Origin of the sequence: Ensifer sp. 22460 (assembly GCF_052044935.1) — a bacterium.
GTDB lineage: Bacteria > Pseudomonadota > Alphaproteobacteria > Rhizobiales > Rhizobiaceae > Ensifer.
This window is the reverse complement of sequence record NZ_JBQENZ010000009.1, coordinates 37,517-57,429: the sequence shown is the minus strand read 5'-3', so window position 1 is coordinate 57,429 and position 19,913 is coordinate 37,517. Positions and strand designations below refer to the sequence as shown.

The following is a 19,913-nucleotide window of genomic DNA, read 5'->3' as shown; positions in this document are numbered from 1 at the left end:
CGCTCCAGATGATCCGTAAATGAAGGAGACTGAGATGACAGAGACCAAGAACGGCGAGCGCAACCACCCGGTAATTTCGCGCCGCCTCTTCGTGTGCGGGCTTGCGGCATTCGCCGGCATCGGCGGCACCGGTCTCGACATCGCTGAGGCCTTCGCCCAGGCGCCGAGAGCCGCCCAGAAGATCGCCGATCACTTCTCCTCGGTAAAGACGATGGCCGGCGAGTTCGTGCAGTTCGGCCCGCGCGGCGAGCAGACCGGCGGGAAGTTCTATATCCGCCGCCCCGGCCGCATCCGCTTCAACTACGAGGCCCCCTCGCCGATGCGTGTCATTGCCGACGGCAAGTCGGTGGTCATCGGCAATATGAAGCTCAAGACCTGGGACATCTATCCGCTGTCGAAGACACCGCTCAATCTGCTGCTCAGCGAGAAGATCGACCTGACCGGCAAGATGGTGCGCGACGTCAAGGAAGAGTCCGACCTCATCACCATCGTGCTTGGCGACCGCTCGATCTTCGGCGATTCGACCATCACCATGATGTTCGACCCGAAGACCTATGATCTGCGCCAGTGGACGATCACCGATGCGCAGAAGAAGGACACATCGGTCATGATCTTCAATGTCCAGACCGGGATGGCGCTGGACGACAAGGTCTTCCAGATCCCCTACGACGAGGTCCGTAACAAGCGGGGCGGCTGAGCGATTCAAACGCTACGAACCTATACGCGCCCACAAGACGCGCGGTTTAGTGCGGCCTTCTTCATGCATTCCTTGTCCCGGCGCGCCGGACCTGCTTAAAGCTCGGGTCAAACATCCATCCCGAGCCGGCGTTCCCTTCGCAAGCGTCCGGCCCCAGCCGATCAGGGAATGACGCATGGCCCTTTCCGTCGCCACTTGGAACATCAACTCCGTTCGCCTGCGCATGCCGCTGGTCGAGCATCTCCTGAAGACCTGGCAACCCGACATCCTCTGCCTACAGGAAACCAAGTGCCCGAACGACCAGTTCCCTTCCAAGCCGCTGAAAGCGCTCGGCTACAATCATATCGAGATGCACGGCCAGAAGGGCTATCACGGCGTGGCGACGATCTCGCGCCTGCCCCTGCATGAGCTCAGCGACCGCCGCGACTATTGCGGCGTCGGCGACGCCCGCCACCTCTCGGTTGTTTTCGAGGCCGGCGGCAAGAAGATCCGTCTGCATAATTTCTATGTCCCGGCGGGCGGCGACGAGCCGGACCGCAGCATCAACCCGAAATTTGGCCACAAGCTCGATTTCGTCGAAGAGATGAAGCTGCTGCATGCGGAAGCCGAGGCTGGCATCTCCTCGATCCTCGTCGGCGACCTCAACATCGCGCCGCTGGAAGACGACGTCTGGTCGCACAAGCAGCTCCTGAAGATCGTCAGCCACACGCCCATCGAAACCGAAGGCCTGACGACGGTGATGAACGGCGGCGGCTGGGTCGACCTGATGCGCCAGCACACACCGTCCCCGAACAAGCTCTACACCTGGTGGAGCTACCGGGCGAAGGACTGGGAAGCGGCCGACCGCGGCCGCCGGCTCGACCACATCTGGTCCTCCGCGGACCTGGCGCCGGCGCTGAAGCACGTCGACATCCTGCGCGAAGCGCGCGGCTGGGAACGCCCCTCCGACCACGTGCCCGTCATCGCGCATTTCGATATCTAACCGCTTTTCACCAAGCGGCGGCACGCGCCTTGCGCGCTTGACGTTTTCATCAAGAAAAACATGAATAAAAGAATCATATTTTTCTTGATGCCCATTTCCAAACGGACTATCCCTCTTTTCGGGCGGCGGGGACACCGCCTCCGACGGCAGATCAGCCGTCGTTTTCACTAGATCACGATGATTGTGGGTCGTTCGACCCACAATCATAAACGTGATCGATTCTCAGAAATGAGAGCGAGAGGCGGGCGGAAAACCGCACGCACTTTTCCTCATCTCGCTCGGATATTGGGGCGCTTTGCTCTGGCGTTTGCCGGAGGGCTTTCGTGCGCCCGCAAGAGGGCCAGACATGCGAAAGACCTTGCCGATCCACGTCATGCGCGCGTCGCGCCACGCGCTCTCCGCAACCACCGTCCTGGCCGCAAGCACTGCCGCCGTATTCCTTTCGCCGACTGCGGCCTACGCGCAGTCGGCCGAAAGCCAGAAGACGACACGGCTGGAAAAAATCGAGGTGACCGCCGGCAAGACAGCCGCGACGATCGCTGAGGATAACGACACAATCGTGCCGACGCGCAACGTCTCGGCGCTGAAGACCGACACGCCGCTGATCGAAACGCCCCGCTCCGTCTCGGTGGTCACGCGCAAGGAACTCGAAGAGCGCGGCGTGCAGGACATGATCCAGGCGACGCGTTACGCCGCCGGCGTCACCACCGGCGCCTTCGGCTTCGATCCGCGCTTCGACCAGATCTACATCCGCGGCTTCGAGACGACGACGACCGGCGACTTCCGCGATGGCCTGCGCCAGCCCTACATGAACTACGGCACCTTCCCAACGGAGGTCTACGGCCTCGAGCGGATCGAGATCCTCAAGGGCCCGGTCTCGGTCATGTACGGTGCGGCCGGCGTCGGCGGCATCGTCAATCGCATATCGAAGATGCCCGAGGAGGAGACGCACCGCGAGGTCGAGCTGCAATATGGCACGATCGGACGCACCCAGGCCGCCTTCGACATCGGCGGGCCGGCAATGGCCGATGGCGATTTCCTTTATCGCATCGTCGGGCTCCTCAGGAACGGCGAGACCAACGACGACATCGCCGACGACCGCTACCTGCTGCAGCCCTCCTTTACCTGGAAGCCTGACGAGGGCACGTCGCTGACCGTCTATGGCCTCGGGCAGAAAGGCGAGAGCGATGCCAGCCCGCGGGTGCTCGAACATGACGGCCGGCTGCTGCGCTACAGCGACCCGGACTACGACTACCAGAAGGTCCGGCAGTATCAGGCCGGCTACAAATTCGAGCACGAGTTCGACAACGGCCTGACCTTCCGCCAGCACGGCCGCGTCAGCGATCTCGACCTGAAGGCCCGTTACCTGCAGTTCGGGACCGAGGTGGCACCCGACGTCTTCGATCGCTCGCCCGTCGCCATCAAGGACGACCAGCGCGCCTACCAGATCGACAATCAGCTCGAGGCCATCTTCGATACCGGCGCAGTCTCGCACACGCTCCTGACCGGCCTCGACTATACCTGGATCACCTCCGATTTCGGTCTCGGCTTCGGAGCCGTCGATCCGGCCTATCGTTTCGATCTCAACAACCCCACCTTTGGGATCAGCGGCCCGACGCCTGCGCTCACCAGCTTCAGCGGGCGGGATCTTCGGCAGACCGGCATCTACATCCAGGACCAGGCGGAGTTCGGCAACTGGCGCGCCGTCGGCGGCCTTCGTTATGACTGGGTCGACCAGACGAGCACCGACAAGAACATCGGCGTCGTCGACCGCAAGGACGATGGCGAACTCACCGGCCAGGCTGGTCTTCTCTATCTCTTCGACAGTGGCATCGCACCCTATGCCAGCTACAGCACCTCCTTCGTGCCGCGCACCGAACTTTCGGCCGACGGCAGAGTGCTTGATCCGACGACCGGCGAGCAGATCGAGCTTGGCGTGAAACACCAGCCGGAAGGCGGGGCCTATTCGCTGAGTGCGGCCTACTACCGGATCGTCGAAACCGGTGCTGCGCAATACGTATCGGACGCATCGCTTCCCGTCGGCTATTACTACAAGTCGGCAGGCGAGGTGACGACCAACGGTTTCGAACTGGAAGGACGCCGGGAGTTCGACAACGGCCTGAGCGTCATCGCCGCCTACACCTACAACGACGCCGAAATCACCGGGAATGTCGACCCGTCGCTGATCGGCAACGTGCCGTCGACGAAGCCGCGCCATGTCGCATCGCTGTGGGTCAATTATCTGCTGCCCGACGACACGCAGCTTGCGGGCCTGAGCCTCGGCGGCGGCGTGCGCCTGGCATCAAGCTCCTACACATCCGATGCCAATACCGCCAGGAACGGTGGTGCCGTCTATTTCGACGCCTCGATCGCCTACGACTTCAGCGTCAAGAACCCCGACCTCGACGGGCTGTCGCTCGCCGTCAGCGCCACCAATCTCGGCGATCGCCGCGAAGAGGTCTGCACCGATGGCTATTGCTATTTCGGCCAGGGCCGCACGGTACTCGGTTCGCTGAAATATCGGTGGTAGCAGCCGGAAGCCGTTACTTACTTCAAACAAAGCGGCCGGCGAGCGCGCCGGCCCGGCGGATCATCGCCTGCAGGTTCTCGCGGATGCGGGCTTCGACGAGCTCTGCCACTTCCGGGTACTCTTCCAGCATGCGGCGGAAGAGCGGCCGGTTGATGCGGATGACCTCGCTGTCTTCCTCGGCGGTCGCCGTGAACTTGCGTTCGACCATCGAGATCAGCGCCAGTTCCGACAGCAGCGCCCCGCGGCCGACCGTCGAAACCGTCGCCTCGGAACCATCGACGCCAACTTTCGACAAGGACAGGCTGCCGCTGGCAATGGCAAAGGCGCAATCCGCCGGCGCCCCTTCGCGAAACAGTTCCTGCCCCTTGAAGATGCGACGTCGCTCCGCTCCAAAGGCGATCAGCCGCAGCTTGTCCTCGCTGATATCGGCAAACAGCGGGACGTTGGACAGAAGCACGATATCGTCGTTGAGCGCCAAACGGCTAACCTCCCGAAATCACGGCACCCGACCCCAAGCGAGCCGGATCGCGCACGATCAGTCTAGATGACATGGAGCAGGATTCGGGCGGCAAACCGCTTCGCACCTTCCCCACCCCGGCTACGGTACGATCTTGTAGCCGCCGTTCTCTGTCACCAAAATCTCGGCATTGGAAGGGTCCCGCTCGATTTTCTGGCGCAGCCGGTAGACGTGGGTTTCGAGCGTGTGTGTCGTGACGCCGGAATTGTAGCCCCAGACCTCTTCGAGCAGCACGTCGCGCGTCACCACTTTCTGGTCGGCGCGGTAGAGGTAGCGGATGATCGCCGCTTCCTTCTCGGTGAGGCGGATCTTCTGGCCGTTTTCCAGCGTCAGCAGCTTCTGGCTGGGCTTGAACGTATAGGGCCCGACGCTGAAGGTCGCATCCTCGCTCTGTTCATGCTGGCGCAACTGCGCACGGATACGGGCAAGCAGCACGGCGAAGCGGAACGGCTTCGTGACATAGTCGTTGGCGCCGGCCTCGAGACCGAGGATCGTATCCGAATCGGTGTCGTGCCCGGTCAGCATGATGATCGGCGCCTTGAAGCCGCCCTTGCGCAGAAGCTTCACCGCCTCGCGGCCATCCATGTCGGGCAAGCCGACATCCATGATCAAGAGGTCCACCTGCTGCGCCCGCGCGGTCTGGATGCCCTTGCCGGCGGTCGCTTCCTGGATGAGATCGAACTCTTCATAGAGTGAGAGCTGCTCGACCAATGTCTCGCGCAGGTCATTGTCGTCATCGACAAGAAGAATGGTACGGGTCGCCATGGGACAATTCCTGTTTGCTTCCGTTTTCAAACTAGCTCAAATGCCCGTGTTGGCAAGCGAGCCAGCGTCGGTAAGTCCTTATACCTGCAACCGTGCTTATGGTGCCGCCCAAATCACGGGCAAAGCAAAAATCCGTGAGAATGATGCGCAAGAAAACGTCGGGAAAAAGACCAGCCAAGTCCATCATCACAGTCCGCCCGGCGCCGCGCGATCGAAAGCGGGCCCTGGTGTGTTTCGATGGCCGCGTCGAGCAGGCGGCGATCGGACGAAGCGGCATTACCAGCCTGAAGCGTGAAGGCGACGGCGCCACGCCACGTGCCGCCATGAAGCTGATCGGCGGCTATGTCAGGCGCGATCGTCTCTTTCTGCCGCCGACACCACTGCCGATGCGAGCGACGCGCAAGGACATGCTCTGGTGCGACGCCCCAGGTCACGCCCAATACAACCGTCCGGTCATGGCACCTTTCTCACCGAGCCACGAAGAGATGATGCGCGAAGACGGGCTCTACGACATCTGCCTGGTGATGGACTGGAACCTCCTCGCACGCCGTCGAAATGCCGGTTCGGCGATCTTCTTCCACCTGATCCGGCCGGGTTATGAACCGACGCAGGGCTGCGTCGCGGTCAGCCTGCCCGCCATGTCGCGGCTGATGCCTCATATGCGGCGCGGCACCGTCGTGCGGGTGCTTTGATCCAGGCCTGCAAACAACTCAGTCGAGCGAGCGCGGGGTCACAAAACGCGCGAGTTTGGCGCCGCCGGGCATAAGCTCACGCCAGCCCACAGCTTCGAACTCGAGCACCGCAAGGGCGGCCGTCGGAAACTTGTCCGCCATGCGTATGCGCAGATCCGCATCGCCGGAGCCGACGAGTTCGTGCGCCAGATCTTCCATGCCGGGATTATGGCCGACGATCAGCAAAGTCCTGACAGCCGGATCCGTCGCGCGCAGAACGCTCAGGATCTGCGAGGCGCCCACCTCGTAGATCGCACGGGTATTCTCGACCGCGACCTCGGACGACAGGGCGGACGCCACCAATTGCCAGGTCTCTTGCGCGCGCTTGGCGGTCGAAACCAGTGCAAGATCCGGCACGAGCTTATGCCGGGCTATGTACTTTCCCATCAGCGGCGCCGCCTTGCGGCCGCGCTCGCCGAGCGGACGATTGATGTCGGCAACACCATCCGGCCAGGCGGACTTGGCATGGCGCAACAGCATCAGGCAGTAGCTTTGTACAGGCAGATCGTCGCTCATCCGTCGTCCTCCCAAACGCCCTTCGGCCAACCGTTCCTACTGCATGTTTCCTTCAATCGTAGCCGATTTAAGGACAAAAACATGCAGCAATTCAAAGTGCTACAGCGACCTTTGCGCGTCTGATAAGACGCCCGGCGCTGTAGACTTGTGAGCAGGCAGCTTAGCGCAATTCGCCGATCCGCGCGGAGCGCTGACGTGCGGACAAACAAAAAAGGCCGCCCCGAAGGGCGGCAATTTGCGCCGGAAAAGCTCAAATCCGGCTTATTTCCATTCGCGGATGTCGACGAAGTGACCCGAAACCGCAGCGGCCGCCGCCATTGCCGGCGAGACCAGATGCGTGCGCCCCTTGAAGCCCTGACGTCCCTCGAAGTTGCGGTTCGACGTGGACGCGCAACGCTCGCCCGGCTTCAGCCGGTCGTCGTTCATCGCCAGACACATGGAGCAGCCCGGCTCGCGCCAGTCGAAGCCGGCTTCCTTGAAGATCTTGTCGAGGCCTTCGGCTTCCGCCTGTTCCTTGACGAGGCCCGAGCCCGGAACGATCATTGCCGAAACCGTCGAAGCAACCTTGCGGCCTTCCACCACCTTGGCAACTTCACGCAGGTCCTCGATGCGGCCGTTGGTGCAGGAGCCGATGAAGACGCGGTCGATACCGATGTCGGTGATCTTGGTACCCGGCTTCAGGCCCATATAGTCGAGCGCACGCCACTTGGAGGCGCGCTTGGTCTCTTCCTGGATCTCGTCCGGGTTGGGAACGATACCCTGAACCGAAATCACGTCTTCCGGAGAGGAACCCCAGGAAACGATCGGCGGCAGGTTGGCAGCGTCGAGCACGACGACGCGATCATAATGGGCGCCCTCGTCCGTGTGCAGCGTCTTCCAGTAGTCGAGCGCCATGTCCCAGGCCTTGCCCTTCGGAGCGCGCGGCTTGTCCTTGATATAGGCAAACGTCGTCTCGTCCGGCGCGATCAGGCCGGCGCGGGCGCCGCCTTCGATCGTCATGTTGCAGATGGTCATGCGGCCTTCCATCGACAGCGAGCGGATCGCCTCGCCGGCAAATTCGATGACGTGGCCGGTACCGCCGGCCGTGCCGATCTCGCCGATGATGGCGAGGATGATGTCCTTGGCGGTGACGCCGGGCGGCAGCTGGCCGTCGACGCGCACCAGCATGTTCTTCGCCTTCTTCTGGATCAGCGTCTGGGTGGCGAGCACGTGCTCGACCTCGGACGTGCCGATGCCATGGGCCAGCGAACCGAAGGCGCCGTGCGTCGAAGTGTGGCTGTCACCGCAGACGATGGTCATGCCCGGCAGGGTGAAGCCCTGCTCCGGGCCGACGATGTGCACGATGCCCTGGCGCTTGTCGTTCTCGGAGTAGTATTCGACGCCGAACTCGGCGGCGTTCTTGGCCAGCGCCTCGACCTGGATGCGGCTTTCCTCGTTCTTGATGCCGAGGTGGCGGTCAGGCGAGGTCGGAACGTTGTGGTCGACGACGGCAAGCGTCTTTTCCGGGGCGCGGACCTGGCGGCCGGCCATGCGCAGGCCTTCGAAGGCCTGCGGGCTCGTCACTTCGTGAACGAGGTGACGGTCGATGTAGAGAAGACAGGTGCCGTCTTCCTGTTCGTTGACCAGGTGGTCGTCCCAGATTTTGTCATAGAGGGTACGCGGTGCGCTCATGGCGGTATATCCATCGAGTTTTTCAAAAGGTAGGGAAAGCCGGCGGCAGGGCGGCCGGAAACACTGATCAGCAGATCAGGATAGGCGGCTTGTGAGCGCCCCGTGGACGCGCGCAAAGAAGCGTGCCGGCAGGCGCTTGTGATCCTGCAGCACGACGATTTTCTGTTCGCGACATCCGAATTTGGATTCCATGAGCGCGTTCATATCAATTTTTTGACAGGTCGGCAATTGGCGTGATCGCGCTCAGCGGGCCTCCGCGCGCCGCAGCCGCCGCTCCAGACCCCGCAATCCCAGCGACAGACCAATAGTCAGCACCAGATAGACATAGGCGACGATCGAATAGGTCTCGAAGAAGCGAAAGGAACCGGAAGCATAGACCTTGCCCATCTGCGTAATGTCGGCGACGCCGAGCACCGAGACGAGCGAGGAATCCTTGACCATGGCGATGAAGTCGTTGCCAAGAGGCGGCAGGATCACCCGGATTGCCTGCGGAAAGACGACCAGGCGAAAGCGCTGGTAGCGCGAGAGCCCGAGCGCCTTGGCCGCCTCGATCTGTCCCTTGTCGACCGAGAGGATGCCGGCCCGGAACACTTCGGCAATGAAGGCGGAATAGCCGATCATCAAGGCGATGATCGCCCGCCACATCAGCGATATGTCGCGAACGACGAAGGGCTCGATCCAGCCGGCGCCGATCAACGGCGCGCAGATGAAATTGGCGGCGACGACAAGCGCCGGCGCCCCGACGAAGGCGATATAGAAGAGAAGCACAAGGATCGGCACACCGCGAATGATCTCCGTGTAGAAGCGCGCGATCTGCCGGAGCGACGAGTGCTCGGACAGCGCCATTAGCGCAATACCGAGGCCAAGCGTCGTCGCCAGCACAAAGCCCATGAGCGTTACGAAGACGGTGACGCCAAGGCCTTTGAAGACGACGGTGAAGACCTCGGAGAAGATGTCATTGCTGACGATCACGGCGGCAAGCGCCACCGCGATCACAAGAAGGGCGACCAACCACCAGGGATAGTCGCCCTTGCCGGACATGTCAGGAGATTGCGGAGCGGCCATAACCTCGGATCAGCCGCCCATTTTGTATTCGAGGAACCACTTCTTATCGAGGGCATCGAAGGTGCCGTCTTCCTTCAGCGCCTTGATCGCGGCGTTGACCGGAGCGACGAGGTCCGAGCCCTTCGGGAAGATGAAGCCGAAATCCTCGGTGCCGAGCGGACCGCCGACGACCTTGAGCTTGCCTTCGGAGGAATCGACATAACCCTTGGCGGCGACGCTGTCGGTCAGAACCACGTCGACGTCGCCGGCCTTCAGCGCCTGGACAGTCGCACCGAAGGTCTCGAACAGCTTGATGCGTGGGTTCTGCTCGTTGCCGTCGAGCATTTCGTAGACGGCGGTGTAGAACGGCGAGGTGCCCGGCTGTGCGCCGACGAGACCGTCGGCAAAGGCGCCGAAGCTCTTGCCGTCGTTGAAACGGTTTTCATCGCTGCGCACCAGCATGAACTGCTGCGAGCGCATGTAGGGGTCCGAGAAGTCGACCTTCTCCTTGCGGTCGTCCTTGATGGTGATGCCGGTCATGCCGATCTGGTACTGGCCGTCATGCACTGCCTGGATCATCGCGTCCCAGCTGGTGTTCTGGTATTCGACCTTGAAATTCAACCGCTTGGCGATCTCGTTCATGGCGTCGTATTCCCAGCCTTTGGCCTCGCCGGTCTTGGGGTCGACGAACTGCAGCGGCGGGTAAGCGTTCTCCGTGACGACGACAACCGTCTTGCCGCCGAGATCGGGCAGATCGCTGGCAACAGCCGGTGCAGAAAATGCGAAAGGAACGGCAAGTGCAGCTGCGATGCCCGCAAGCACGTGGCGACGGATTGTCATTGGAGGGCTCCCGAAAAGTGTGGCAGCGGAAAATGTCACAAATTCCGTCGGAAAGACAAGCGCATAGTACCAAAAAAGAAAGGCGGCCCGAGGCCGCCTTTCCAACAATCCGAATGGATTGAAATCTTATTCCGCTGCAGCTTCTGCTGCCTTGGCTTCGGCGGCTTCTGCAGCGGCCTTGGCTTCTGCTGCTTCGGCTGCTGCCTTTTCGGCGGCGAGAGCCTGAGCTGCTGCGATCTTTTCAGCTTCGATGCGTGCCTTTTCCTCGGCAACGGCCTGGCGCTCGGCGTCGTTCAGCTTGCGGGCGCGCGTACCGGTGTTCTCGACGATACGAGCCGACTTGCCGCGACGATCGCGCAGGTAGTAGAGCTTGGCGCGACGGACCTTACCGCGGCGAACAACTTCGACGCTTTCGACGAGCGGAGAGTAAACCGGGAATACGCGCTCGACGCCTTCGCCGTAGGAGATCTTGCGAACGGTGAAGCTTTCGTTGATGCCGCCGCCCGAACGAGCGATGCAGACGCCTTCATAGGCCTGAACGCGGGTACGGCTGCCTTCGACAACGCGGACGTTGACGCGCAGCGTGTCGCCGGCGGAGAATTCGGGGAGCGTGCGCTTGGCGGCAATCTTGGCGGCCTGTTCGGCTTCCAGCTGCTGGATGATGTTCATCGGTCTAACCTTTCAAGTTCTTCTGAAACAGCCAGAGCGCTCTCGATGAACCTGTCGGGCTTGCCTTCAGGTCTTGCCGGAAACCGGCAGGAGCGGATTCGCCATTCTTTGTTTTGGTCGACGGGCACAGAACCCGAACCGGGCCGGTACATACACCAATCGATCCGCCTTGTCATCCCCGGAAGCCATATTTTCTCGGCGATCCGCGGCAAGAAACGCCTTTCTATCAGAAAACCCGGATGGATGCATGCTCGATTGTCCGAGCGGACGGGCTTGCGGCCATCCCTGCCACCGGCTATCCCGAGCGTGGTGGGTCGGGGGAGACCATGCATATCTTTGAAGTGCTCATGCTGTTTGCGGCCGGCTTCCTGTCCGGCGTCGTCAACGCCATCGCCGGCGGCGGAACGTTCCTGACCTTCGGGGCGATGACGCTTGGCGGGCTCTCGCCGATCGTTGCCAACGCGACCTCGTCGATCATCCAGTTCCCGGGCTACATCACCTCGGCGCTCGCCTATGCCAAGGAGATCCGCGCCGACCGGCGCTATGCCATCCTGCTCGGCGTGATTTCGGCGCTCGGCGGGCTTGCCGGCGCACTGCTTCTCATCTCGCTTTCCAACGCCTCCTTCCGCGCGCTGGTGCCCTGGTTGCTGCTGGCGGCGACGGCGATCTTCGCCGCCGGGCCGCTCCTGAAGCCCAGGGCTCGCGTCGATGAGCACGCGATCAACCCGGCCGGCATCGGCGCCCAGTTCGTCACATCAATCTATGGCGGCTTCTTCGGCGCCGGCATGGGCATCATGATGCTGGCGGTACTGGGGCTGGCGACCGGTGGCGGCTATCACCGGCTGAACGCGCTCAAGAACTTCATCTCGATCGTGATTGCGGCCATCGCCATCGTCGTCTTCGCCGCCGGCGGCGTCGTCTCCTGGCTGCATGCGGCAATCATGGTGCCGGGGGCGGCACTTGGCGGCTACAGCGGCGTCTGGGCGGCCCGGAGGGTACCGCAGGCCGTCATCCGCGCGCTGGTGGTCGCCGTCGGCCTGCTGCTTGCCGCCTATTATTTCTTCACGGGCTGATCGAGAAGGTCGGGCCTGCGCTCGGCCGTCAGACGCCGCGCCTCTGCCTCGCGCCATTTGGCAATGGCGCCGTGATTGCCCGAGGTCAGCACCGGCGGGATCTCGCGGCCCTCGAAGATCTGAGGGCGGGTATAGTGCGGATGTTCGAGCAGACCGCCTTCGAAGCTTTCATGCACGCCTGAAAGCTCGTTGCCCATGACACCCGGCAGGATGCGCACCACGGCATCGAGAAGCGTCAGCGCTGCCGGCTCGCCGCCCGAAAGAATATAGTCGCCTATGGAAACCTCTTCGAGGCCGCGGGCATCGATCACCCGCTGGTCGACGCCTTCGAAGCGTCCGCAGACGATGACGACGCCAGGCCCGGCCGCGAGCTCACGCACCCGCTCTTGCGTCAGCGGCCGACCGCGCGGGCTCATCAACAGGCGTGGACGGTCGTCGCCCTCAGAGACATGGTCGATCGCGCGGGCGAGCACGTCCGGCTTCAGCACCATGCCGGCTCCGCCGCCGGCCGGCGTGTCGTCGACGGTGCGGTGCTTGTCCTCGGCGAAATCGCGGATCTGCACCGGCTCGATCGACCATTGGCCGCGCTCCAGCGCCTTACCCGAAAGGGACGCGCCGAGATGGCCCGGAAACATTTCGGGATAGAGCGTCAGGACAGTCGCGCGAAAAGTCATCGCCGCATCGCTCACTTGCGCTTGGCGGAAAACGGATTGCCCGAATCCTGGTCCTTGTCCTCGGAAAGGCCTGCCGCGACCGGATCGACCAGCAGCTTGCCCGCTTCCAGATCGATCTCCAGAACCGACCATTCGGTGAAGGGGATCAGCACCGGGCGCCGGCCAGGACCCTTCAGCTCCAGAAGATCGCCGGCGCCGAAATCGTAAACGCCGCTGACCTTGCCATAGCTGGTGCCATTGCCGTCGATCGCTTCCAGCCCTTCGAGATCGGCATAGAAGAACTCGTCCTCGTCGAGGTCGTCGTCGGGCAGGTTGTCCCGCTCGATGAACAGCTCAAGACCATTGAGCGCCTCGGCGGCGTTGCGATCGTTGACACCACGGAAGCGCACGATGACGACGTTCTTCGCCTCGCGGATTTCCAGCACCTCGAAAACACGTCCGTCGGCGCTGTGCAAATTGCCGTAGTCGCCGAGCGCCGTCGGGTCGTCGGTAAAGGATTTGACCCTGACCTCGCCGCGCAAGCCTTGCGCCGCGCCGATCGTCGCCATCAGAACCGGGTTTTCGAGTTTGCTCATCGTCCGCGTCCATTTCGGGAGTTCAGGGTGCACATAACGGAAAACGGGCGGCATGGAAATGCCACCCGTTTCCTTAAAGTCACGACAGGTTGGAAGCGGACGCGGACGGAAGCCCGTGCATCCTGCTTCAAACCATTTGCCGGCTATTATTCTGCGGCAGCTTCTGCAGCGGCAGCAGCGGCGTCTTCAGCCTTCTGCTTGGCTTCAGCAGCGCGCTCCTGAGCCTTCTTGCCCGGAACGGCCTTGGTCGGGTTGCTGCGAGCCGGACGCTTTGCGAGGCCAGCCTGGTCGAGGAAGCGCAGAACGCGGTCGGTCGGCTGGGCGCCCTGGGCGATCCAGTGAGCGATGCGCTCGGCGTCGAGCTCGACGCGCTTTTCGTCGTCCTTGCCGAGCATCGGGTTCCAGGAGCCGATCTTCTCGAGGAAGCGGCCGTCACGCGGGCTGCGGGCGTCAGCAACGACGATCTGGTAGTACGGACGCTTCTTGGAACCGCCACGGGCGAGACGAATTTTCAGTGCCATTTCAGTTACTCCTTGCAGGCTTTCTTGACCGCTTCGTTCAAGCGGAATGGTTTGTGCCGGCGTTACCCGCGGAATGCGAGCGATCGGCGGCGATGGCTTCATGATGCCGGATGACTTCCTTGATGATGAAGTTCAGGAACTTCTCGGCGAAATCCGGATCCAGATTGGCATCCTTGGCCAGGCGGCGCAGGCGTTCGATCTGGTATTCTTCGCGCGCCGGGTCGGCCGGCGGCAGATCATGCTTGGCCTTGAGAACGCCGACTGCCTGGGTGCAGCGGAAGCGTTCGGCCAGCATGTGGACGAGTGCGGCATCGATGTTGTCGATCGACTGCCGGTAACCCGCCAATTCCTGTTTGATTTCGGGATCAATCATCTCTCACCGATCCTCACTTCTTCTTCGGCAGGCCGGGAAGGCCGGGGAAACCGCCACCGAGGCCCGGAAGCTTGGCGCCGCCCAGACCCGGCAGGCCACCGCCGCCAAGACCCGGCATGCCGCCCGGCTTGAGGCCGGCTGCTTCCGCCTGCTTCTGCAGGGCCTCGAGCTGCTTCGGGTCGAGCTTCGACAGGTCGGGCACACCGCCGCCGCCGAGGCCACCAAGCCCCATCTTGTTGGCAAGGCCGCCCATCATCTGCTTCATCATGCCGCCTTTGCCCTTGCCACCCATCATCTTCATCATGTCCGCCATCTGGCGGTGCATCTTCAGAAGCTTGTTGATGTCGGCGGCATCGGTGCCGGAACCGGCGGCAATGCGCTTCTTGCGCGAATGCTTGAGCAGGTCCGGGTTGGCGCGCTCCGCCTTGGTCATCGAGGAGATGATGGCGATCTGGCGTCCGAACAGCTTATCGTCGAGACCGGCGGCGGCCATCTTGTCCTTCATGCCGGACATGCCGGGCATCAGGCCCATGATGCCGCCCATGCCGCCCATCTTCTGCATCTGGCCAAGCTGGTCCGCGAGGTCGTTCAGGTCGAACTTGCCCTTGGCCATCTTCGCGGCCATGGCGGCCGCTTTCTCGGCGTCGATGTTCTCGGCCGCCTTTTCGACCAGCGAGACAATGTCGCCCATGCCGAGAATGCGGTCGGCGACGCGGCGCGGATGGAACTCTTCGAGTTCGCCCATCTTTTCGCCGACGCCGATGAGCTTGATCGGCTTGCCGGTGACGGCACGCATCGAGAGCGCTGCACCGCCTCGGCCGTCACCGTCCATACGGGTGAGCACCAGGCCGGTGATGCCGACGCGTTCGTCGAAGTTGCGGGCAAGATTGACGGCGTCCTGACCGGTCAGCGCATCGGCGACGAGCAGGATTTCATGCGGATTGGACTTCCGCTTGATCTCCGCCATCTCGATCATCAGCGGCTCGTCGATATGGGTACGGCCGGCGGTGTCGAGGATGACGACGTCATGACCGCCGAGCTTGGCGGCCTGGACCGCGCGCGCGGCGATATCGGTCGGCGACTGGCCGGTAATAACAGGCAGCGTATCGACGCCGGTCTGCACGCCGAGCTGACGCAGCTGCTCCTGGGCAGCCGGGCGGCGCGTGTCGAGCGAAGCCATCAGGACCTTTTTCTTGTCCCTGATCTTCATCCGGCTGGCGATCTTGCCGGTGGTGGTCGTCTTACCCGAGCCCTGCAGACCGACCATCATGATGACAACAGGCGCCGGAGCGTTGAGGTCGATGGTGACTCCCTCGGAGCCGAGCATCTCGATCAGCTGATCATGGACGATCTTGACGACCATCTGGCCAGGCTTGATCGATTTCAGGATCTCGGCGCCGACGGCCTTTTCGCGAACCTTTTCAGTGAAGGAGCGCACGACATCGAGCGCGACGTCGGCTTCGAGCAGCGCACGGCGAACCTCGCGAAGCGCAGCGGAAACATCGGCTTCCGACAATGCGCCGCGGCCGGTCAGTCCATTCAATATGGAACCAAGGCGGTCCTGGAGGCTCTCGAACATTCTCACTTCCTTCTGGTTTCCGGTGGCGATCAACTCGCCGGAAACGTGGGTTCCTTCGCGCAGAAAACAAGGCGCAAAGCCAAAAACCACCCGAGGGCGCAACGCGCTGTCGGATGTTGACCTCCGGGTTCTCTTTACACCTTTACGGGACCCGGTCGGCGGCTTCGAAGACTTGAGCTTGCGAAGGAATTGCGGCGGATAAACAGGAAAGCGCGGCAAAAGTCAAGGACGGCAGGGCAATGACGGCTTTTTTGGCTCAGAGCGCCTCGCCCTCGACGGCTGCATCCAGTTCGCCCGCCAGCTGCTCAAAGGCCGTCGCCACCCGCGTCATCACCCGGAGCGTAGCCACCACTTCGGTCTGATTGATATCGCCGAGCAAGGCGTGCAGCATCTCGACTTCGCGGCGATGGATTTCCTCGAACAGATCGCGTCCGGCGGCGGTCGGGACACAAAGATAGGCGCGTCGGTGCTCCGGATTCGGCTGCCGTTCCAGCAATTGCTTGTCCATCAGCCCGGTGACGATGCGCAGCACGAACTGCCGTTTCATCGACAGGCGTCGCGCCGCGTCCGGCACAGTCAGCTGCACTTCGTAAAAAAGTTCGAGAACCGCGCGCTCCGCCACGGATATACCCGCGCCATCGAGCATATGCTCCGACGCTCGCTGCATATTGAGATGGACGGAGCGGACCAGCCGAAGGGTCTTGTAGAGGCGTTCATGCGGGTCGAATCGAACGAGCATGAAAGCACGATAGCAATCCAGTTGCTGTTTTCAAGAATTTGTTAAAGCCCGATCTTCCATCGGATGCGCCGGCGCACCATCTCATGCAATCACAAGACATGCCGAAAGGCTCGGGATGAAGAAATCGCACAATCCATACTATCGAGGCCCCGTCTCCGACCATTTCGACGGGACGCGCTTCTTCAATCCCGGCGGCAGGCCGCCCAAGGGCATGGCTGATTTGCTGCGCTGGCAGTTCGCTGGTGGCAAGGCACGCTGGCCGGCGCACAATCCAAGTCCCTTCGAGCAAGTGAAACCCGAACTCAGCGTCGAAGGCGAACGCCTGCGCGTGACGATGGTCGGCCACGCGACGTTGCTCATCCAGGTGCACGGCGTGAACATTCTCACCGACCCCGTCTGGGCGCGTCGCGCCAGCCCTTTCGCCTTTGCCGACCGCAGCGCTACAACGCCCCCGGCATCGAGCTCGACGATCTGCCGCCGATCGACATCGTGCTCGTCACCCACAACCACTACGACCATCTCGATGTAGAAACGCTGGCCGCACTGCAGGAGGAGCACGCGCCCCGGATCATCACCCCGCTCGGTAACGACACGATCATCCGCCACGCCGTTCCCGATGCCGAGATAACCGTGGTCGACTGGAACGACCGGGTCGATTGCGGTGATGACATCGTGATCCATGCGGAGCCGTGCCATCACTGGTCGGCCCGCGGCTCGCGCGACCGCCGCATGGCGCTCTGGGCCGCCTTCGTTCTGGAGACTCCGGCAGGCAAGATCTACCATGTCGGCGATACCGGCTTTCATGACGGCATAAACTATCGGGCCGCCCGCGAAAAACATGGGTCGTTCCGCCTCGCCAACCTGCCGTTCGGTTCCTACGAACCGCGCTGGTTCATGCAGGACCAGCACCAGAATCCGGAAGAGGCAGTGCGCGGCATGATCGATTGCGCCGCCACTCATGTCGCCGGCCACCACTGGGGCACGTTCCGCCTGACAGACGAGGGCGTCGACGAGCCGCGGCTGGCGCTGGAACGGGCGCTTGATGCGGCCGGCATCGCCCGCGCCCGCTTCCGGCCGCTGCGCCCCGGCGAGATCTTCGACGTGCCTGCCGTTGCGTCGGCCGCGGAATGAAGGCGGCACTGGTAATTTCCGGGCTTTTCCGCCATATACAGCGCGAATGAAGGGTGCCCTGCTTGACGCGGGCCGGTTTGGACCATCGCCACATGACCGACAACGTGCAATTCGCCAGAATGAACGGGCTTGGAAACAAGATCCTCGTCGTCGACATGCGCGGTCGGAAAGACCGGGTGACGCCGGCAGCCGCGATCGCGCTCAATGCCGACGCAGCAACTGCCTTCGACCAGATCATGGCGATCCACGACCCGAAGGCCACCGGCACCGATGCCTGGATCGACATCGTCAATTCCGATGGCTCCATGGCCCAGGCCTGTGGCAACGGCACGCGCTGCGTCGTCCAGGCGCTCGCCGCCGAAACCGGCAAGAAGGCCTTCCTCTTTCATACGGTCGCCGGCCTGCTCGAAGCCAAGGAACACGACGACGGCACCATATCCGTCGACATGGGAACCCCGCGCTTTGCCTGGAACGAAATCCCGCTTTCCGAGGAATTCCACGACACGCGCCGCATCGAGCTGCAGATCGGCCCGATCGACAATCCCGTGCTGCATTCGCCGTCGGTCGCCTCGATGGGTAATCCGCACGCGATCTTCTGGGTCGACAACGACGTCTGGTCCTACGATCTCGAGCGCTTCGGCCCGTTGCTCGAGAACCATCCGATCTTCCCTGAGCGCGCCAACATCTCGATTGCGCGTGTCCTTTCGCGTGGCGAGCTTGATCTGAGAACGTGGGAGCGTGGCGCCGGCCTGACGCTCGCCTGCGGCTCTGCCGCCTGTGCCGCTGCCGTCAGCGCCGCCCGCACCGAGCGCACCGACCGCAACGTCATCGTCAACGTGCCTGGCGGGCCGCTGACGATCGAATGGCGCGAGCGCGACGATCACGTGATCATGACCGGCCCGGCCGAATGGGAATGGTCCGGCACGCTGAACCCGACCACCGGCACCTGGCAGCGCGACGAGGCGGAGAGCGCGGGCAGCGGAGCGCGGGCGCTTTGAGCGGCGTCGAGGTCATAACCTTCGGCTGCCGTCTCAATACCTACGAATCCGAAGTGATGCGGGCCGAAGCCGAGAAGGCGGGGCTGAACAACGCCATCCTCGTCAACACCTGCGCCGTCACCGGCGAGGCGGTGCGCCAGGCGCGCCAGGCAATCCGTCGTGCCCGTCGCGACAATCCGCATGCGCGCATCATCGTCACCGGCTGCGCCGCGCAGACGGAAAAAGAGACCTTTGCCGAAATGGCCGAGGTCGACGCCGTGCTCGGCAACGAGGAGAAGCTGAAAAGCGCATCCTATCGCTCGCTGCCCGATTTCGGCGTTTCGGCGGAAGAGAAGCTGCGCGTCAACGATATCATGAGCGTGCGTGCGACGGCACCGCAGATGGTCAAGCACATCGACGGCCACGTGCGCGCCTTCATCCAGGTCCAGAACGGCTGCGATCATCGCTGCACCTTCTGCATCATTCCCTATGGCCGCGGCAATTCCCGCTCCGTGCCGATGGGTGCAGTGGTCGACCAGGCGCGCAAGCTCGTTGAAACAGGCTACTGCGAGATCGTGCTTACCGGCGTCGACGCAACCAGCTACGGCGCCGACCTGCCGGGTGCCCCGACGCTCGGCCTGCTTGCCAAGACGCTTTTGAAGCAGGTGCCGGAGATCCGCCGCCTGCGCCTTTCCTCGATCGACGGCATCGAGGCCGACAAACACCTCTTCGACCTGATCGCCGATGAAGCGCGCTTCATGCCGCATCTGCACCTGTCGCTGCAGCACGGCGACGACCTGATCCTGAAGCGCATGAAACGCCGCCACTTGAGCGCCGACGCCCGCGCCTTCGCCGATGAAGTCCGGCGGCTGCGGCCCGAGATCAGTCTTGGCGCCGACATGATCGCCGGTTTCCCGACGGAGACCGAGGAGATGTTCGAGAATGCCGCGAAGCTCGCCGAGGACTGCGGCATCGCCCATCTGCACGTCTTCCCCTATAGCCCGCGTCCCGGCACGCCGGCGGCGCGCATGCCGCAGCTCGACCGGGCGCTCGTCAAGGATCGCGCCGCGCGCTTGCGGGCAGTCGGCGCGACACTCTACGCCCGCCACCTCGAAGGCATGGTCGGCAGCGAGCAGACGATCCTGGTCGAGAACAACGGGCTCGCCCACACACAAAACTTCACGCTCGTCGATGCCGCCGGCCTGAAAGCCCGCGCGCTTGTCCCGGTCTTAATCACCGGCCACAATGGCAAGCATCTGACGATGCAGGTAAAACAGATGGCTGCGGCCTGATTTATGCGGAATTCCTG

At 62.8% G+C, this 19,913-nt stretch carries 20 protein-coding genes and 1 pseudogene; 8 read left to right on the top strand and 13 right to left on the bottom strand.

Annotated elements, in window-relative coordinates; genetic code table 11:
• The first annotated feature begins 34 nt into the window (after positions 1–34).
• The 3 genes from ACTJKM_RS13400 (at position 35) to ACTJKM_RS13390 (ending at position 4,209) form a co-directional block, all read left to right on the top strand.
• Positions 35–697, top strand: coding sequence for an outer membrane lipoprotein carrier protein LolA (locus ACTJKM_RS13400; RefSeq protein ID WP_057254933.1), 663 nt, complete (start codon positions 35–37; stop codon positions 695–697).
• A gap of 175 nt (positions 698–872) precedes the next feature.
• Entirely contained in the window at positions 873–1,679 is an 807-nt protein-coding gene (locus ACTJKM_RS13395) for an exodeoxyribonuclease III (RefSeq protein WP_440660474.1), read from the top strand.
• Between the two features lie 346 nt (positions 1,680–2,025).
• The gene (locus tag ACTJKM_RS13390; protein WP_440660473.1) at positions 2,026–4,209 is read left to right on the top strand and encodes a TonB-dependent siderophore receptor; all 2,184 of its coding nucleotides are present in this window, start codon (positions 2,026–2,028) and stop codon (positions 4,207–4,209) included.
• Positions 4,210–4,231: 22 nt separating this feature from the next.
• Here the strand turns inward: ACTJKM_RS13390 and ACTJKM_RS13385 are convergent, their stop codons facing one another.
• The gene (locus ACTJKM_RS13385; RefSeq protein WP_058325735.1) at positions 4,232–4,687 is read right to left on the bottom strand and encodes a cyclic nucleotide-binding domain-containing protein; all 456 of its coding nucleotides are present in this window, start codon (positions 4,685–4,687) and stop codon (positions 4,232–4,234) included.
• A 120-nt stretch (positions 4,688–4,807) separates the two neighbouring features.
• Positions 4,808–5,491 (bottom strand): response regulator transcription factor, encoded by a 684-nt coding sequence (locus ACTJKM_RS13380; protein ID WP_034802783.1) that lies wholly within the window; start codon positions 5,489–5,491, stop codon positions 4,808–4,810.
• Positions 5,492–5,634: 143 nt separating this feature from the next.
• Between ACTJKM_RS13380 and ACTJKM_RS13375 the strand changes: the two genes are divergently transcribed.
• Complete coding sequence (locus tag ACTJKM_RS13375) at positions 5,635–6,183, top strand: L,D-transpeptidase family protein (protein WP_440660471.1); 549 nt, start codon at positions 5,635–5,637, stop codon at positions 6,181–6,183.
• Positions 6,184–6,201: 18 nt separating this feature from the next.
• Here ACTJKM_RS13375 and ACTJKM_RS13370 read toward each other — a convergent pair whose 3' ends face one another.
• The 5 genes from ACTJKM_RS13370 to rplS all read right to left on the bottom strand — a co-directional run bounded on the left by ACTJKM_RS13370 (position 6,202) and on the right by rplS (position 10,962).
• Positions 6,202–6,738 (bottom strand): SixA phosphatase family protein, encoded by a 537-nt coding sequence (locus ACTJKM_RS13370; RefSeq protein ID WP_057254928.1) that lies wholly within the window; start codon positions 6,736–6,738, stop codon positions 6,202–6,204.
• Positions 6,739–6,999: 261 nt separating this feature from the next.
• On the bottom strand, positions 7,000–8,409 hold the full coding sequence (leuC, locus tag ACTJKM_RS13365) for a 3-isopropylmalate dehydratase large subunit (protein WP_057254927.1): 1,410 nt from the start codon (positions 8,407–8,409) through the stop codon (positions 7,000–7,002).
• A 243-nt stretch (positions 8,410–8,652) separates the two neighbouring features.
• On the bottom strand, positions 8,653–9,474 hold the full coding sequence (locus ACTJKM_RS13360) for an amino acid ABC transporter permease (protein WP_057254926.1): 822 nt from the start codon (positions 9,472–9,474) through the stop codon (positions 8,653–8,655).
• Positions 9,475–9,483: 9 nt separating this feature from the next.
• Positions 9,484–10,293, bottom strand: coding sequence for a basic amino acid ABC transporter substrate-binding protein (locus ACTJKM_RS13355; protein WP_057254925.1), 810 nt, complete (start codon positions 10,291–10,293; stop codon positions 9,484–9,486).
• Positions 10,294–10,419: 126 nt separating this feature from the next.
• A complete protein-coding gene (gene rplS / locus ACTJKM_RS13350) occupies positions 10,420–10,962 on the bottom strand; it encodes a 50S ribosomal protein L19 (protein WP_057254924.1) in 543 nt (180 codons plus the stop codon).
• Between the two features lie 326 nt (positions 10,963–11,288).
• Between rplS and ACTJKM_RS13345 the strand changes: the two genes are divergently transcribed.
• Positions 11,289–12,035, top strand: coding sequence for a sulfite exporter TauE/SafE family protein (locus tag ACTJKM_RS13345; protein WP_110878747.1), 747 nt, complete (start codon positions 11,289–11,291; stop codon positions 12,033–12,035).
• Here the strand turns inward: ACTJKM_RS13345 and trmD are convergent.
• From trmD to ACTJKM_RS13315, 6 genes are all read right to left on the bottom strand, one after another.
• Entirely contained in the window at positions 12,017–12,709 is a 693-nt protein-coding gene (gene trmD / locus ACTJKM_RS13340; protein ID WP_110878746.1) for a tRNA (guanosine(37)-N1)-methyltransferase TrmD, read from the bottom strand. The genes ACTJKM_RS13345 and trmD overlap by 19 nt on opposite strands.
• A gap of 11 nt (positions 12,710–12,720) precedes the next feature.
• Positions 12,721–13,284, bottom strand: coding sequence for a ribosome maturation factor RimM (gene rimM, locus ACTJKM_RS13335; protein WP_057254923.1), 564 nt, complete (start codon positions 13,282–13,284; stop codon positions 12,721–12,723).
• 146 nt (positions 13,285–13,430) lie between these two features.
• Complete coding sequence (gene rpsP, locus ACTJKM_RS13330; protein WP_057254922.1) at positions 13,431–13,805, bottom strand: 30S ribosomal protein S16; 375 nt, start codon at positions 13,803–13,805, stop codon at positions 13,431–13,433.
• A 37-nt stretch (positions 13,806–13,842) separates the two neighbouring features.
• Positions 13,843–14,178, bottom strand: a complete 336-nt coding sequence (locus ACTJKM_RS13325; RefSeq protein ID WP_057254921.1) for a chorismate mutase — start codon at positions 14,176–14,178, stop codon at positions 13,843–13,845.
• Between the two features lie 13 nt (positions 14,179–14,191).
• A complete protein-coding gene (ffh, locus tag ACTJKM_RS13320) occupies positions 14,192–15,757 on the bottom strand; it encodes a signal recognition particle protein (RefSeq protein ID WP_440660469.1) in 1,566 nt (521 codons plus the stop codon).
• Positions 15,758–16,013: 256 nt separating this feature from the next.
• The gene (locus ACTJKM_RS13315; protein ID WP_245295995.1) at positions 16,014–16,403 is read right to left on the bottom strand and encodes a MarR family winged helix-turn-helix transcriptional regulator; all 390 of its coding nucleotides are present in this window, start codon (positions 16,401–16,403) and stop codon (positions 16,014–16,016) included.
• A gap of 208 nt (positions 16,404–16,611) precedes the next feature.
• Here ACTJKM_RS13315 and ACTJKM_RS13310 point away from each other — a divergent pair.
• From ACTJKM_RS13310 to mtaB, 3 genes and pseudogenes are all read left to right on the top strand, one after another.
• A pseudogene (locus tag ACTJKM_RS13310) lies at positions 16,612–17,627 on the top strand (MBL fold metallo-hydrolase).
• A 92-nt stretch (positions 17,628–17,719) separates the two neighbouring features.
• A complete protein-coding gene (dapF, locus tag ACTJKM_RS13305; RefSeq protein WP_058321794.1) occupies positions 17,720–18,625 on the top strand; it encodes a diaminopimelate epimerase in 906 nt (301 codons plus the stop codon).
• Complete coding sequence (gene mtaB, locus ACTJKM_RS13300; RefSeq protein ID WP_058321687.1) at positions 18,622–19,896, top strand: tRNA (N(6)-L-threonylcarbamoyladenosine(37)-C(2))-methylthiotransferase MtaB; 1,275 nt, start codon at positions 18,622–18,624, stop codon at positions 19,894–19,896. Before dapF ends, mtaB begins: the two co-directional genes overlap by 4 nt.
• Positions 19,897–19,913 lie beyond the last annotated feature (17 nt).